Here is a 16,280-nt window from a genome sequence, read left to right on the forward strand (position 1 = left end):
GCTTTCCGAAATGATGTTTTTATCGTGTTATTTCTTCGATTACATGTCCGACGTTACCGTTCGGCATCTGAATATGTAACAATGCCGCAATGGTAGGAGAGATATCTGTCATACCGATGGTGCGGTTGCTTTTACCGGGATTGATTCCCCATCCCATCCATACCAGTGGGATATGCGCATCGTAGGCATACCACAAACCATGCGTAGTGCCGGTTTTTCCACCGTCAATATATCCTGGCTGGAGCACTATCTGAATATCACCACTACGTTTTCTGTTAAAACCGTTGGTCATCATTGTACGCATTGGTTCTGCCAGGGTAGTTGTCACTAACTCCTGCAATGGGAAAGCATTGCCGATGGCAGGATCTTTCAATAACGTACTGATAATGAGATCACGCACATCTTTTGAAGATTTTCCTGCTTTTGCAATTGCTTCATGGTTCAGGTATAACTGGTAGTTGCTGGCGCCGGAAATAGCTTTATCAACACCTGTCTGTTCCTTTACCAGTTTATTCAGGTCGCTTACAGCTTTTCCTTCGCTCCAGACACCGCCAGGCAGTTTGTTTTCCTGCATAAAACCGGGAACGTGTGCAACACCGTGATCGGCAGTGATGAAGAACAGGTATTGTCCTTTACCAACAGCGGCATCCAGGTATTGGAAGAAAGTAGCCAGGTCTTTATCCAGGCGCAGGTAAGTATCTTCAATCTCGATCGAGTTAGGACCGAACTGGTGACCTACATAGTCAGTGGATGACAGGCTGATAGCCAGCATGTCAGTCACGTCTCCTTTTCCCAGCTGGTAAGCTTCCAATGCTTTCTTTGCAAATTCCAGCGTCATTGTGTTACCAAAGGGAGTGGAAGAGATGGCCTTGAATGGTGTACCGGTTTCGCCGCCCAGTTCATATGGGAAAACGGGCGCTTTACCTGGTTTGAAAGTACCTTCATAGGGCTTATTGTCGGCAGTGCTCAACTGGTAAGTTTCGATAGGGTATAAAGTGCTCCATGGCTGGCTGAGATAACGTGCCGGCCATTTCATACTGTTAAAATCTGCGGCCCAGTCAGGCAGCTGATTCATATAATAAGTGCTGGTCACCCAGTTGCCGGTACCGCCATCATACCAATAGGCAGCTGTAGCGCTGTGACCTGCAGGGAGGATAGCGCCACGGTCTTTGATAGCAACACCTACCACTTTGCTCTGGAAATTGGTGGCCAGGCGTAATTCATCGCCAATGGTGGTAACCTGCATATTACGGGGACTCATTTTGCCGGCATTGGAAGTGCTGCCAACTGTGTTTACAGTAGTATCTTCAGCGCAATACATGTCCCTGTTCAGGTCCCTGCTATACCAGTCGTTACCTACTATACCGTGTATGGCGGGCACTGATCCGGTGTATACACAGGTATGGCCGCAGGCGGTAATGGTGGGAGTATAATTAATTAACGTATTTTCGCAGGAGAAGCCATCTTTCAGTAACCGCTTAAAACCACCATCTGTATAGCGGTTTGCATAACGATAGAGATAGTCCCAACGCATCTGATCCACCACGATGCCAACCACCAGCTTGGGGCGGCTAACTTTTTTAGGTACGGCGGGTTTACTCCATGCAGTAACGTAACCAGGTTTGGGAGAGGTAGCTTTCTGAGCGTCAGCAGACTGTGTAACCAATAGGGCGGCCGTTATGCACACACACGACAAGAACTTACAATTCATGATTTTTAAATACATTATTTATTATTCACATTTTCAAAGGTAACCCAAGTTTACAAAAACTAATATTTTAATACCTTTGTGCGGGTTTTCAATGATCACTCTTAATTATTATTTAACATATGGATATTTTTGAGAAACTGCTTAAGCACATGGGCCCTATAGGCGAACACTCTGACAGAGCCCATGGCTACTTTGCTTTCCCCAAGCTGGAAGGTGAGATTGGTCCCCGCATGAAGTTCAGGGGTAATGAGAAAATTGTTTGGAGCCTGAATAACTACCTGGGCCTTGCCAACCATCCTGAGGTACGTGCTACTGATGCCAAAGCAGCGGCGGATTATGGTCTCGCCACCCCAATGGGAGCCCGTATGATGAGTGGGAATACCAACTTCCACGAAAAGCTGGAAAAAGAATTATCCGAATTCATGGGTAAGGAAGATACTACGCTTCTTAACTATGGTTACCAGGGGATTATGAGTGCGATCGATGCTATCTGTAGCCGTCGCGATGTGATCGTTTACGATGCTGAGTGCCATGCAAGCATCATTGATGGTCTGCGCCTGCACCAGGGACACCGTTATGTATTCAAACACAACGACATTGAAGACTGTGAAAAACAGTTGAAACGCGCGGAAGAGCTGATTAAAGCCAATGGCGGTACTGGTGGCATCCTGGTGGTAACTGAGGGTGTGTTTGGTATGGCTGGCGATCAGGGTAAACTGAAAGAAATTGCTGCGCTGAAAGAGAAATATGAGTTTCGTTTCTTGGTAGATGATGCACATGGATTTGGCACCATGGGTAAAACCGGCGCCGGTACAGGTGAAGAACAGGGCGTTCAGGACAAGATCGACCTGCTGTTCAATACCTTTGCAAAATCAGGTGCTTCCATCGGCGCTTTCATGAGCGGTGATAAAGCTATCATCAACTACCTGCGCTATAACATGCGTTCCCAGATCTTCGCAAAATCAATTCCATTGCCGCTGGTAATCGGACACCTGAAACGCGTTGAGCTGATGCGCAAAAACACAGACCTGAAGAACAAACTGTGGGAAAATGTGAACAAACTGCAGAAAGGTCTGCGTGACCGCGGTTTCAATATCGGCAGAACCAATTCACCTGTAACGCCAATCTACCTGCAGGGAGATATTCCGGAAGCAACTGCAATGTGTCTGGACCTGCGTGAGAACTACAATATCTTCTGTTCTATCGTGGTATATCCTGTTATCCCTAAAGGACAGATCATCTACCGTCTGATCCCGACAGCAGCCCATACCGACGAAGATATCGAGCTGACATTGAAAGCATTCAGCGAAACAAAAGAGAAACTGGATAAGAAAGTATATGAAGTAGCTGAAATACCAATGGTATAAGGTACACATATCACTAGCGTATAAAAAAGGCCTGGATCACATGATCCGGGCTTTCTTTTTACCGGAAGAACTAATGAGATACGGAAACAATAGTGAGTAACAGGTGATTAATTAATAAGATCAAAAGAAAATTTCACGGGCATGCCTATACTAACTGGCATAACTTTTGCGTTTATACTGGAACTGAGACAAAAAAGTAAACCCCTCGTTTATACGAGGGGCTTCACAACAAATCGTTCTTTCTCACTAGGTGTAAGTTTCACTTAGCTTTCATTAGGACATGGTAGAACAATTGGTCTTCATAGAATTAGGAATCCTACGGATTCCTGGGATAAATAAACTGGTTTCATAGGTCTGGAGCCATTCGGTTCCAGGGATAATAATTGTTCTGATTTCTGGATTTCATAGGACCGGAATCCTTTTAATTCCGGGGATAAATATTGGCATTGGCTTTCATAGGACGGGAATCAATCTGATTCCACGGGATAAATATTATTGGACTTGGTCCTTTTTATCGGACCCGGTGTATTCGCATTTCTCTTTATCAAAAATAGTTTAAGCCGTGTGATATAAATTCACACAAAGATGGGATTTTGTTAATGAGTTGTTAAAAGGAATTAAGCGTACAATAAACACCCTCCTTTTGTCAAACCCTTTATTGACGGGCATTCCCCAATTCCCCAATTGTTATAAGTGTATGATGAACAGCTATAAAATGTGAAGAGGTGTAACATAACACCCATGTGGGATATATGTTACACCTCTTACTTTTTTAAGTACCACTTATTATTGTAAATGAGACTCTATAGCAATGTCATAAGGTTGTTTCCAGCTGGCAACTGTACCCCAATCTTCGTTATCAATTACAATTTGCTCTCCTTTCACCACACCGATCTTTTCAACTTTCACAGAATGTTCAGTTGCATCGATCACGCTGTGTAAGATAGCGTCAAATTTCTCCTTGTCTTCCGGTCTGATAGTCACTACCGCGCGACTCTGGGCTTCACCAAACAGGTAGGCATCCTTACGGAAGTTCTGGTTAGTATGTACATCAAAGCCTAATCCGGAAGACATCGCGCTTTCCAGCAGGGAGATGAAGAGACCACCTTCGCTTACGTCGTGCGCTGACTGTATGATGCCGGCTTTATTCAGTTTGGTGATAGTATGATGGAGACGCTGCTCTTCTTCCAGGTGGAAGTGAGGAGCAGGACTATGCTCAATGCCGATCAGTTTGTGCAGGTATTCAGAGCTGCTGATATCATTACGGCTGCGGCCCAGCAGGTAAACCAGGTCACCTTCCTGTTTGAAGTTGAGGGTGATCCGCTGAGACATATCATCCAGTATACCCAGCATACCGATAGTTGGAGTAGGATACACCGGACCATCAGGTGACTGGTTATAGAAGCTCACGTTACCACCGGTAACGGGCGTATTGAATTTACGGCAGGCTTCACCCATTCCCTTGATCGCATGTACGAACTGATAGTACACTTCCGGATCATAAGGATTACCGAAGTTCAGACAGTTGGTGATAGCCACGGGCTCTCCACCGCTACATACGATATTACGTGCTGCTTCTGCTACAGCTATCTGGCCACCTACATGCGGATCTGCATATACGTAACGGCTGTTACAGTCTGTAGTCACTGCAAGGGCTTTTTTGGTACCTTTTACAGTAACGATAGCAGCATCACTTGGTGCGTTGGTGCTGGCATTTGCAGTACCTACCATGCTGTCATACTGGGTATAGATCCAGCGTTTGGAAGCAATGTTTGGCAGTTTTACCAGTCTTTCTGCAGCAAATCGGGGATGCAGGGTATCAGGTATTTTATGGATATCGAAAGATTTAACCTTCTCGAAGTACGCAGGCTCTGTATAAGCGCGGTGATATTGAGGAGCGCCACCGCCCAGTACCAGGCTTTCAGCAGGAACATCCGCTTCCAGGTGACCGTTCAGATAGAACTTCAGTTGCTTTTCAGTTGTGACTTCACCGATCTGTACACAGTGCAGGTCCCATTTCTCAAATATTTTCAGGACTTCAGCTTCCTTGCCTTTGTGCAGCACGATCAGCATTCTTTCCTGGCTTTCGCTGAGCAGCATTTCCCAGGCTTTCATGTTTTCCTGTCGGGTAGGTACTTTATCCAGGTGAATAATCATACCATGTTCACCTTTTGCACTCATCTCTGCGGTAGAACAGGTGATACCGGCAGCACCCATATCCTGCATACCTACCAGAGCGCCTGTCGGGATGATCTCAAGACATGCTTCCAGCAGTTTCTTTTCCTGGAAAGGATCTCCTACCTGAACTGAAGGCAGGTCTTCCACGCTGTCTTCAGTAATGTTGGCACTTGCGAAAGATGCGCCCCCGATTCCGTCTTTACCCGTAGCAGAACCTACGATGAAAACAGGGTTACCGGCGCCATAGGAAGTAGCAGACACTGTCTGTCCTACTTTTACAACACCAACGCTCATTGCGTTCACCAATGGGTTAGTACCGTAACAATCTTCGAAATATGCTTCACCACCAACGGTAGGCACACCGAAACAGTTACCGTAATGACCGATACCGTGAACAATCCCTTTAATAAGATGTTGTGTTTTTTTATCATTGATATTCCCGAAACGCAGAGAGTTCAGCGCTGCGATAGGACGTGCACCCATGGTGAAGATGTCACGGTGGATCCCGCCCACGCCGGTAGCCGCGCCCTGGAAAGGTTCAATAGCGGAAGGGTGGTTGTGAGATTCTATCTTGAACACACAGGCGTAACCATCGCCGATGTCCACCAGGCCGGCATTTTCTTCACCAGCCTTTACCAGCAAGCGTTCACCATCACGGGGCAGTGATTTCAACCAGACAATTGAGTTCTTGTAACTGCAATGTTCACTCCACATTACAGAGTACATACTTAATTCTGTGAAATTGGGCGTGCGGCCCAGGATGCCCTTTATACGCTCAAATTCGTCTGCTGTGAGACCAAGTTGTTCGGCAGTTTCAACAGTAGTTTGGGAAAACTTATCTGTAGTTTCTACGTTAGTTTGCATGTAACTGAATGTATAAGTACGATAGATAAAAAAAGAAGATGCAAACCTACAGGTTTTTCCTGCAATTGACAAAGGATATCTGGCAATTACAGGCCCTGGCAGGTAAAACAATCGTTGCTACTTCCCCTATCATATTATATATTGTAATCCTCTGAATCATCAGACAGTGCAACATCTATGCAGTAATAACGAATTATATTATTTTAAATATATCAGTTTAGATAGGACTGACTATTCATTTTTTATTCAAAAATTAAAAAATTTAACCTTTTTATCTACTAAATGTAATTTTTTAGTTAAAATCAACTTAATTCTTGCTTATGTTAGCGCAACAGCGTTCTTTTGTGTAAAATTATTTACAGCATGCAATCGTTACGCTTCACCGCACTGGAAAACCTTTCTGGTGTTGATTTAAAAATCAGGCCTGAACAACTGAACGGTAACAAGATCACCGAAGTGTTCGGCAGCAATGTATTCGCAGGAAAAGTAGTTCGCGAGAATCTGAGTGATGAGGCTTACAAAAGCTTAATGAACTCCATCAAATCTGGCACTAAGATCGATCGTAAGATGTCCGAGCAGATCGCCTCTGGTCTGAAACAATGGGCAATGAAAAAAGGCGTTACCCACTATACCCACTGGTTCCAGCCTTTAACCGGCACTACAGCTGAAAAACATGATTCTTTCTTTACACTGAAAGGCGATGGCTCTGCCCTCGAAACCTTTGACGGCGACGCGCTGGTACAGCAGGAGCCTGATGCTTCCAGCTTCCCTAACGGCGGTCTGCGCGCTACTTTCGAAGCTCGTGGTTATACTGCATGGGACCCATCTTCTCCTCCTTTTATCCTGGAGCAGGGTCACGGTAAAACACTTTGCATTCCTACTATATTTGTTGCGTACACCGGTGAATCACTGGACTACAAGGCCCCGCTGCTGAAAGCTCTTTCTGCATTGGATAAAGCTGCAGTAGACGTATGTAACTACTTTGATAAAAATGTAACCAAAGTTACAGCTACTTTGGGATGGGAACAGGAATACTTCCTGGTAGACGAAAGTCTGGCTAACGCCCGTCCGGACCTGGTAATGTGTGGCCGTACTGTAGTTGGTCACGCTCCATCCAAAGGTCAGCAGCTGGAAGACCATTACTTCGGTTCAATTCCTGAGCGTGCATATTCTTTCATGCGCGATTTCGAAGAAGAGTCTTACAAACTGGGTATTCCTTTAAGAACCCGTCACAACGAGGTTGCACCTTCTCAGTTCGAGTGTGCTCCTATATTTGAAGAAGTAAACATCGCAGTTGACCACAACTCCCTGCTGATGGACGTAATGACTAAAGTGGCAAAACGTCATAAGCTGAGAGTGTTACTGCATGAGAAACCATTTGCAGGCATCAACGGTTCAGGTAAACACAACAACTGGAGCATGGCTACAGATACCGGTGTGAACCTGCTGGCTCCGGGTAAAACGCCGAAGACCAACCTGATGTTCCTGACCTTCTTCGTTAACACGATCAAGGCCGTTCATGACTACGCAGACCTTCTGAGAGCTTCCATCGCTTCTCCAAGCAATGACTTCCGTCTGGGTGCCAACGAAGCGCCTCCGGCTATCATCTCTGTTTTCTCCGGTAAATACCTGTACGATGTACTGCAGGAAGTTAAGACCCGCGTGAGCAACAAGTTCGATGAGCAGGACGAAGCTATCCTGAAACTGGACCTGCACCGTCATATTCCTGAGCTGCTGCTGGATAATACTGACCGTAACCGTACCTCACCTTTTGCCTTCACCGGTAATAAGTTTGAGTTCCGTGCCGTTGGTTCTTCCGCAAACTGCGCTTCCGCTATGACCGTGTTGAATACTATCGTAGCTAAAACACTGGCTAACTTCAAAATTGAAGTTGATGCCCTGATCGAAAAAGGCGAGAAAAAAGAGATTGCGATTATGCAAACTCTTCGGAAATATATTGTAGATTCGGAAAAAGTTTTGTTTGAAGGTGACGGTTACAGTGAAGAATGGGAAAAAGAAGCTGAAAAGAGAGGTCTTGCCAATGTAAAAACCACTCCTAAGGCACTGGATGCTTACGTTACTGAAAAAGCAGCAAAACTGTTCACTGAGGTAGGTGTTTATAACGAGAAAGAATTACATGCCCGTCATGAGATCCTGCTCGAAGATTATGTGAAGAAAGTTCAGATCGAAGCCCGTGTAATCGGAGATCTGGCTACCAACACGATCCTGCCTTCAGCGATTAACTATCTGAATAGTCTGATTATCAATATTAACGGTCTGAAAGGCATAGGTCTCGGTGACAACGCTGTTAAAGCGCAAACCCAGATCGCCGCAAAAATAGCTGAACATATTAACGTCATCAGTGAGAATGTACAGGCTATGATTGAAGCGCGTAAAGTAGCTAATAAAGTTACTGACAGCCGCCAGAAAGCTATAGATTATTGTGATAAAATTAAGCCGTACTTTGATGTTATCCGTTACCACGCGGATAAACTGGAGTTCCTTGTAGATGACAAACAATGGGCACTGCCTAAGTACAGAGAGCTGCTTTTCTTGCGATAAAACCGTAAGATTGTTTTGGTGTATGATTAGCCCCGGGTATTTACCCGGGGCTTTGTGTTTTCATAACGGCCTGGGATCGCTGGGCCCAAGTCTGGATAGCATTTATTACAGGTCTTATGACAACAAGGTCAATTTCCTGCGAACGAATAAGGTTTGGCAGTTACTTACCCGCGATTATAGCGAGAACAATACCCGGAATGCCGTCACTTACAATAAATACGGTCTTCCGCTGCAATTCCCCGATGATCCAAAAGGCAAAACGGTTCTTTTCCTGGATACTTATCTGACTAATGTGAAGATTACTTATAAATATAAATAGCAATACAGGCAGATTGCTTAAAACAGAAAAGCCGGCCTGTCTGAGACAAGCCGGCTTTCTTTATATCGCACTGATAGATTAAACCAGTTTGAAAGTTTCCGTGAATTTGGTTGTAAAGTTACCCTTACGGAAATTCTCATCACGCATCAGCTGCTGATGGAAAGGTATGGTAGTCTTCACACCTTCGATCACAAACTCGCTCAGCGCACGTTCCATGGTATTGATCGCTTCTTCACGAGTCTGCGCAATGGTGATCAGTTTCGCCACCATGGAGTCATAGTACGGAGGAATAACGTAACCGGCATAGATGTGGGAATCTACACGCACGCCATGACCGCCTGGAATATGCAGGGTAGTGATCTTACCGGGAGATGGACGGAAATCATTGTAAGGATCTTCCGCGTTGATACGGCATTCGATTACGTGCATTTCCGGAGTATAGTTCTTACCGGAGATAGGAATACCGGCAGCGATCTTAATTTGTTCCTTAATCAGGTCAAAATTGATCACCTCTTCGGTCACACCATGTTCTACCTGGATACGGGTATTCATTTCCATGAAGTAGAAGTTACGGTGTTTATCCACCAGGAACTCAATGGTACCAACACTTTCGTAATTGATAGCGGCAGCAGCCTTGATAGCTGCTTCACCCATCTTTTCACGTAGTTCGGGAGTCATGAATGGGGAAGGAGATTCTTCCACCAGTTTCTGGTGACGACGCTGAATAGAGCAATCACGCTCACTCAGGTGGCACACTTTACCATATTGGTCACCTGCTACCTGGATTTCAATGTGACGGGGCTCTTCCACGAATTTCTCCATGTAGATACCATCGTTATTGAAAGCAGCGCGGGCTTCATTTTTAGCCATGTTGTAGGCGTTCTCCAGCTCTTCATCTTTCCATACTACACGCATCCCTTTACCACCACCACCGGCGGTAGCTTTCAGGATAATAGGGAGGCCCATTTCTTTTGACAGTTTCTTAGCTTCGTCAAGGTTCTGCAGAAGGCCACCAGAACCTGGGATAACCGGTACGCCGGCAGCGATCATGGTTTCTTTGGCTGTCATCTTATCTCCCATTTTGCGGATCATCTCCGGAGTGGGGCCGATGAATTTAATGCCGTGCTCTCCGCAGATCTCTGCAAAACGTGCATTCTCTGCGAGGAAGCCATAACCAGGGTGGATAGCATCAGCATTGGTGATCTCTGCTGCTGCCATCAGGTGAGGTATATTAAGATAGGATTCGCTGCTCTGTGGTTTACCTATACATACGGCTTCATCTGCGAACTTCACATGCAGGCTGTCTTTATCCGCAGTAGAATAAACAGCCACCGTTTTGATGCCCATTTCTTTACAGGTGCGAATAATACGCAAGGCTATCTCTCCACGGTTGGCAATCAATATTTTCTTGAACATGTTTTTTCAATAGGTTAAAGAAAAGAGTAATAAATCTAAAAGGTTGGAAAACTATGAGGCAGATAAGTCTCCTTTTCTCCTCATAATATTCCAACCTTTTAAATAAAAATTAAGGTTCTACCAAAAACAAAGGCTGATCATATTCCACAGGGGAAGCGTCGTCAACCAGTACCTTTACGATTTTACCACTTACTTCACTCTCGATCTCGTTGAAGAGCTTCATCGCTTCAATGATACAAACTACTTTACCGGGAGCTACATCATCGCCTACATTCACGAAAGAAGGCTTGTCAGGACCAGGACTGCGGTAGAAAGTACCGATCATAGGAGACTTGATGGTTACCAGGTTGTCTGCCTTAGCTTCAGCTGCTTTAGCTTCTGCCGGAGCTGCCTGTGGAGCCTGAGCTACAGGAGCCGCCTGAGGCACTGGTTGATAAACAGGTGCTACTGCTGGAACAGTATACACTGGTTGCTCGTTATCTTTTTGCTTTATTGTAATCTTAAACTTGTCCTGCTCTATGCTCAGTTCACTGATGTTGGACTTGTTGACCATCTTTACCAGCTCCTGAATCTGTTTAAAATCCATGTAGACAGTTTTTGGTTTAGAAATGCTTGTAAGTAGATAATATATGGACTAAAACTATTCTTTTACTCTTTCGATGTATTCACCATTCTTGGTGTTTACCCTGATCAGTTCTCCCTCGTTTACAAACAGGGGAACGTTCACTGTGGCACCGGTTTCAACTGTGGCAGGCTTAAGTGTACGGGTAGCGGTATCACCTTTCAGACCAGGCTCGGAGTAAGTAACTTTTACAACGATCTTGTCAGGCAATTCAACGCTCATAGGTTGCTCGGTCTCTGTATTAATGGCTACGGCTACTTCCTGGCCTTCTTTCAGGAACTGAGGAGCATCGATCATTGACTCGGGCAGTGCGATCTGCTCAAAAGTCTCATTATCCATGAAATTGAACCCACTGTCATCCTGGTATAAAAACTGGTAAGTTTTCTTTTCAACACGTACAGGGTATATTGTGTCGCCGGAGTTCCAGGTATGTTCAATAGACCTGCTATTGTCAACACCTTTCAGCTTAGCCCATACTTTAGCTGCTGCACGGGCTGTTTTGTTCTGACCAAACTCTACAACAGAATATAAGCTGTTTTCCAGCTTAATGATTAATCCTGTTCTGATATCTGCAGTGGTAGCCATAAAAGGATACTTAAATTTAAAGTTAAAAATACATTAGGACTGCAAAAGTAATTCATTCTGGCAAAATCCCTCATGGAACTGATTGCTTCCTAATTTGTTTTAGTGTTATATAGAGACCCTATTCTTACCTATTATTTTTTTTAGGAATGCAAACATAGTGTAAGGAAGGGTAATCTAGTAATTTTTTTATAAAAAAATGGCAAGTATGTCCATACTTACCTTCCAGTGCCCCGGAATAGTCCTTTTTTAAGTAAAGAAACCGTTCAAAATAAAGGTTCGAATACTCCTGGCTTTGGTTTATAGACTATTACAAAATTCGATACCTTTAGTTTTGTACAAAAATCAAGCGTTCAAAAATCAGACTTATGAGACGTTATCTGTTCCTTTTATGTTGCTGTTGCCTGACATTCCTGTTACAAGCTCAAACCAGGACGGTGTCTGTGCCCAAGGATCAGCCTGCCTATCTTCAGTATCCGATAGTACCATCTTTCCCGCTTACATTGCCCGACGGCCACATTATTACCAAAAATGACCTGAGAAAGAACGTCAGGACAATTGTTTTTGTTTTTAGCGTAGATTGCGACCACTGTAAGCATCTGACGGAAGAGGTGCTGAAGAACATCGACAAGTTCAAAAAAACACAGATCCTTATGATCACGCCTTTTCAACCAGAACAGATGAAGGTGTATTATAATAATTATAACATCCAGAACTACCCCAATATTATAATGGCCAGCGAGCCGACCCGTCAGATCATGTATTTCTATAACCTGCATTACTTCCCCGGACTGTTCATTTATGACAAAAAACAACAGTTCGTGAAAGGCTTTGAAGGCACCGTGAAACTGGAACAGCTGCAGGAATATCTGAATTAACATTGCGGGCCTGTTTCAGTGGCTATTGGTTACATTTGTTTATCCTCATATTCTTCACCTTAAAACTTAATACAAACGATGAAAGTTACTGTCGTAGGAGCTGGTAATGTAGGCGCAACCTGTGCTAATGTACTGGCCCACAGAGATTTTTTGCAGGAGGTTGTGTTGTTGGATATTAAAGAAGGCACCGCAGAAGGAAAGGCGTTGGATAGCTGGCAGCAGGCCCCGATTGATTACTATAGCACCAGGATAACGGGTGTCACGAATGATTATCTCAAAACCGCTGGTAGTGATGTAGTAGTCATCACTTCAGGGTTGCCCCGCAAACCCGGCATGAGCAGGGATGACCTCATCTCTACCAATGCCAATATTGTAAAATCGGTTACCGAAAGCATTATCAAGCATTCTCCTGACGCCATTATTATAGTAGTAAGTAATCCGCTGGACGTGATGACTTATTGCGCCTACCTGACTGCCCAGAAAGACAGCAGTAAGGTGTTTGGTATGGCGGGCATCCTTGATACCGCCCGTTACCGTGCATTCCTTGCAGAGGAGATCGGCTGTTCCCCCAAAGACATTCAGGCTATCCTGATGGGAGGACACGGAGATACCATGGTACCACTACCTCGTTATACTACCGTATCAGGTATTCCTGTTACAGAACTTGTTGCTCCTGATAAACTGGAAGCTATTATACAACGCACCAAGGTAGGTGGCGGCGAAATCGTGAACTTGCTGGGTACTTCCGCCTGGTATGCTCCTGGCGCAGCTGCTGCACAAATGGTGGAAGCAATATTGAAAGACGAAAAAAGGATATTCCCCTGCTGCGCATGGCTGACCGGTGAATATGGACTGAAAGACATATACCTGGGCGTTCCTGTAGTACTGGGTAAAAACGGTATCGAAAAGATCCTCGAATTACAACTCAATGACAGCGAGAAGGCCTTACTGGCAACTTCTGCCATCCACGTTAAAGAAGTTATGGATGTATTGGACAACATGAAAGTGATTGCATAATATATTCATCCTAATATAAAAGGCTGACTAATAGCCAAAAATGATCCGGCTATCAGTCAGCCTTTTTAATGTCATCCCGGGAATGTCCTATGTCTCTCTCCCCCCTCCCCTCTTACTATTCCCAGGAATAAATCCTTTCGGGCTCTGAAAAGATTTGTTACATTCGTTTCAACGGTTATTATACAAAACGTGATGTTTTGTTTGCCAAATGCATGATTGGTATTCGTATTTTTAACCCGACTATATTCTCACTTATGTCAAACATAGAAAAGCTGATCTCGCAGAAAACATTTACCAGCGAGTATAATAAAGGGTTAATAGGTCTCATTTTCGTAGGCAACTGGATCGTGTCACGTCACCAACAATTCTTCAAGAAGTTTGACATCACCATGCAGCAGTATAACATATTGAGAATATTACGTGGTCAACACCCTAAAGCTGCTAATATCAATACTTTAAAAGAGAGAATGCTGGATAAAATGAGTGATGTTTCGCGACTGGTTGAGCGCTTGCGTAAGGCTGGATTAGTGGAACGGAAGAGCAGTGAAGTGGACCGCAGAGCTGTGGACGTACAGATCACAGAGAAAGGATTAGCCTTACTTAAAGTAATGGACGTAGACCTTCCGGATCTTGAAGATTCCCTGAAATTATCATTGACGGAAGAGGAAGCGTTACAGCTAAACATACTCCTCGATAAGATCCTGACACGCTATTAGCGTAAGAAAACTACCGGCCTGGTGAGTACAAGTACTCAATCAGCTGAAAGTTTTTTTATGTCTTTATCTTCTTCAGTGTAGTTTATGTCTTCCACGTAATTAAGGTCCTTCCCAAAAGTTTCTTCTACAGTATACGATGCTATCAACGAAGCAGCGATACAAATCACTGCAACAAGGGCTCCGCTTTGCAGGTAACTAAAATAGTGTTGAGCGAAAGCAAACAGCATGGTGATCAGTGGCAGCATCCCACGTGCAAAGTTGGGCACCGTAATGGCAACTGTAGCCCTGAGATTGGTACCAAAACTTTCCGCAGCTATCGTAACAAAAATAGCCCAGAAGCCTACACTGAAACCAAGTATGAAACAGACTGTATAGAAAAGCCACTTTTCTGCACCATGGAGATTAAGATAGAAAAAGACGCAGATGGAAGTCAAAGACAGGAAGATCATCATCACTTTCCGCCGGCTTTTTAGTATCTGGCTGAGTAAACCGCTGGAAAAATCCCCGAGCACCAGCCCGGCATAACAAAATGCCACTGCATCTCCCGGGTTAATTGGGGACTTCACTCCCATTTCAACAGCGAATTTATTGGAGAATGCTACTAATATCCCTACCACAAACCAGGTGGGAGCACCAAGTAACACGCATTTCAAATATCGGAAAAAGCGTTCTCTGTTATTAAACAAGGCGAGGAACTCTCCCCTTCCCACCGCATTTTTCTCTACTGTCTTGTTGAACATATGCGATTCCATTACGCTGATACGTAAAATCAGCAGTAACAGGCCTAATCCACCTCCAATAAAATAACAGTAACGCCAGTCTGGCACTACCTTGGCAATAAAATTTGCAGCAACAGCCCCCGAAACGCCTACGGTGGCAACTATCATAGTGCCGTACCCTCTCTTTTCTTTTGGTAATATTTCAGCTACCAGTGTAATACCGGCGCCTAATTCCCCGGCAAGCCCCAATCCCGCAACGAAACGCCAGAACAGGTAACCGGTCGTGCCAGTCACAAACCCATTGGCAATATTCGCAATCGAATAAAGTAATATGGAACCAAACAATACCTTCAGACGACCTTTCTTGTCTCCGACAATTCCCCAGAAGATCCCTCCTACGAGCAATCCGGCCATCTGTACATTTATTAGTAACATACCTACACCCGAGTCAATTTCCGACTGAGGCACTCCCAGGTCTTTCAGACTGGGCACTCTCAGGATCGTAAATAATAACAGATCATAGATATCGACGAAATATCCCAGAGAAGCTACTATCACTGCGACATTAAAGATCGAAGCGGAACGGTTACCGGATTGCATAACGGGTGCCTGTTTATTCATTCACATCGGTATGAGTAGGATGCGGATGTTTTGCTTTACCAAAAACCAGTTTAATAATAACAGGTAATGTAGTAATAATTATTAATATAATTACAATAAGTTCCAGATGTTCTTTTAGTGTCGGAAAGAATTTATCCAGGTAATGACCTGCCAGCATCATAGAAAATACCCAGCAGAAGGAGCTGATAATATTAAAGAACATAAATCTCTTCCTTTCCATTTGCACAATACCGGCCACAATAGGTGCGAAAGTCCGGATAATAGGCAGGAAACGGGCCAGAAATATGGCGCCGCCGCCATATTTATCATAGAATTCTTTAGCCTGGTATAGGTGCTTCCGCTTAAAGAAGAAAGTATCTTTTCTATTAAAAAGTAATGGCCCCGACTTAATGCCAAACCAGAAGCCCACGAAATTTCCCAATACCCCTGCTATGGAGATCATTACCATAATGAGGAAGAAAGGAACATTAAAAAAGCTTTCACTCAGTAAACCACCATATATACCAGCTACGAAAAGCAGGGAATCTCCAGGCAGGAAAAAACCAACAAAAAGCCCTGTTTCAGCAAATATGATCAGCAATAATAAATACAGGCCACCGTGATCAATGATCCAATGTGGGTTAATAAGGTGCTTGAATAACTCTATAAACTGGTCCATATATACTTTAATAATCTCAAAATCAGATACTAATATAGGCGCTTACACTG

Annotated in this window: 13 protein-coding genes; 6 read left to right on the plus strand and 7 right to left on the minus strand. The window is 44.3% G+C overall.

The annotated features are described in order from the left end of the window. Window positions 1-19: 19 nt before the first annotated feature. Window positions 20-1,711, minus strand: coding sequence for an alkaline phosphatase PafA (gene pafA, locus F3I09_RS11015; RefSeq protein ID WP_223233211.1), 1,692 nt, complete (start codon window positions 1,709-1,711; stop codon window positions 20-22). Between the two features lie 119 nt (window positions 1,712-1,830). Here pafA and F3I09_RS11020 point away from each other — a divergent pair, with 119 nt between their 5' ends. Beyond that, window positions 1,831-3,078 carry a pyridoxal phosphate-dependent aminotransferase family protein gene (locus tag F3I09_RS11020; protein ID WP_149695094.1) on the plus strand — a complete coding sequence of 416 codons (1,248 nt, stop codon included), beginning with the start codon at window positions 1,831-1,833 and terminating at the stop codon, window positions 3,076-3,078. Window positions 3,079-3,864: 786 nt separating this feature from the next. Here the strand turns inward: F3I09_RS11020 and purL are convergent. Next, window positions 3,865-6,120, minus strand: a complete 2,256-nt coding sequence (gene purL / locus F3I09_RS11025; RefSeq protein ID WP_149695095.1) for a phosphoribosylformylglycinamidine synthase subunit PurL — start codon at window positions 6,118-6,120, stop codon at window positions 3,865-3,867. A 363-nt stretch (window positions 6,121-6,483) separates the two neighbouring features. Between purL and F3I09_RS11030 the strand changes: the two genes are divergently transcribed. Together F3I09_RS11030 and F3I09_RS11035 are read left to right on the plus strand one after the other, a co-directional pair. Further along, entirely contained in the window at window positions 6,484-8,682 is a 2,199-nt protein-coding gene (locus tag F3I09_RS11030; protein ID WP_149695096.1) for a glutamine synthetase III, read from the plus strand. Between the two features lie 52 nt (window positions 8,683-8,734). Further along, a complete protein-coding gene (locus F3I09_RS11035) occupies window positions 8,735-9,001 on the plus strand; it encodes a hypothetical protein (protein ID WP_149695097.1) in 267 nt (88 codons plus the stop codon). 78 nt (window positions 9,002-9,079) lie between these two features. Here F3I09_RS11035 and accC read toward each other — a convergent pair whose 3' ends face one another. The 3 genes from accC to efp form a co-directional block, all read right to left on the minus strand. Then, the gene (accC, locus tag F3I09_RS11040; RefSeq protein WP_149695098.1) at window positions 9,080-10,417 is read right to left on the minus strand and encodes an acetyl-CoA carboxylase biotin carboxylase subunit; all 1,338 of its coding nucleotides are present in this window, start codon (window positions 10,415-10,417) and stop codon (window positions 9,080-9,082) included. 109 nt (window positions 10,418-10,526) lie between these two features. Beyond that, window positions 10,527-11,003, minus strand: coding sequence for an acetyl-CoA carboxylase biotin carboxyl carrier protein (gene accB, locus F3I09_RS11045; protein WP_149695099.1), 477 nt, complete (start codon window positions 11,001-11,003; stop codon window positions 10,527-10,529). Window positions 11,004-11,057: 54 nt separating this feature from the next. Beyond that, window positions 11,058-11,624 (minus strand): elongation factor P, encoded by a 567-nt coding sequence (gene efp, locus F3I09_RS11050; RefSeq protein WP_149695100.1) that lies wholly within the window; start codon window positions 11,622-11,624, stop codon window positions 11,058-11,060. Window positions 11,625-11,989: 365 nt separating this feature from the next. On the opposite strand from efp, the gene F3I09_RS11055 reads away from it, so the two are divergent. From F3I09_RS11055 to F3I09_RS11065, 3 genes are all read left to right on the plus strand, one after another. Beyond that, entirely contained in the window at window positions 11,990-12,499 is a 510-nt protein-coding gene (locus F3I09_RS11055) for a peroxiredoxin (RefSeq protein ID WP_149695101.1), read from the plus strand. Between the two features lie 78 nt (window positions 12,500-12,577). After that, window positions 12,578-13,516, plus strand: a complete 939-nt coding sequence (gene mdh / locus F3I09_RS11060; protein WP_149695102.1) for a malate dehydrogenase — start codon at window positions 12,578-12,580, stop codon at window positions 13,514-13,516. A 254-nt stretch (window positions 13,517-13,770) separates the two neighbouring features. After that, a complete protein-coding gene (locus tag F3I09_RS11065) occupies window positions 13,771-14,232 on the plus strand; it encodes a MarR family winged helix-turn-helix transcriptional regulator (protein ID WP_149695103.1) in 462 nt (153 codons plus the stop codon). A 35-nt stretch (window positions 14,233-14,267) separates the two neighbouring features. Here F3I09_RS11065 and F3I09_RS11070 read toward each other — a convergent pair whose 3' ends face one another. Together F3I09_RS11070 and F3I09_RS11075 are read right to left on the minus strand one after the other, a co-directional pair. Then, complete coding sequence (locus tag F3I09_RS11070; protein WP_223233212.1) at window positions 14,268-15,572, minus strand: MFS transporter; 1,305 nt, start codon at window positions 15,570-15,572, stop codon at window positions 14,268-14,270. Further along, window positions 15,565-16,230, minus strand: coding sequence for a DedA family protein (locus F3I09_RS11075; RefSeq protein WP_149695104.1), 666 nt, complete (start codon window positions 16,228-16,230; stop codon window positions 15,565-15,567). Before F3I09_RS11075 ends, F3I09_RS11070 begins: the two co-directional genes overlap by 8 nt. Window positions 16,231-16,280 lie beyond the last annotated feature (50 nt).

The organism is Chitinophaga sp. CF418 (genome assembly GCF_900142925.1).
Taxonomy (GTDB): domain Bacteria; phylum Bacteroidota; class Bacteroidia; order Chitinophagales; family Chitinophagaceae; genus Chitinophaga.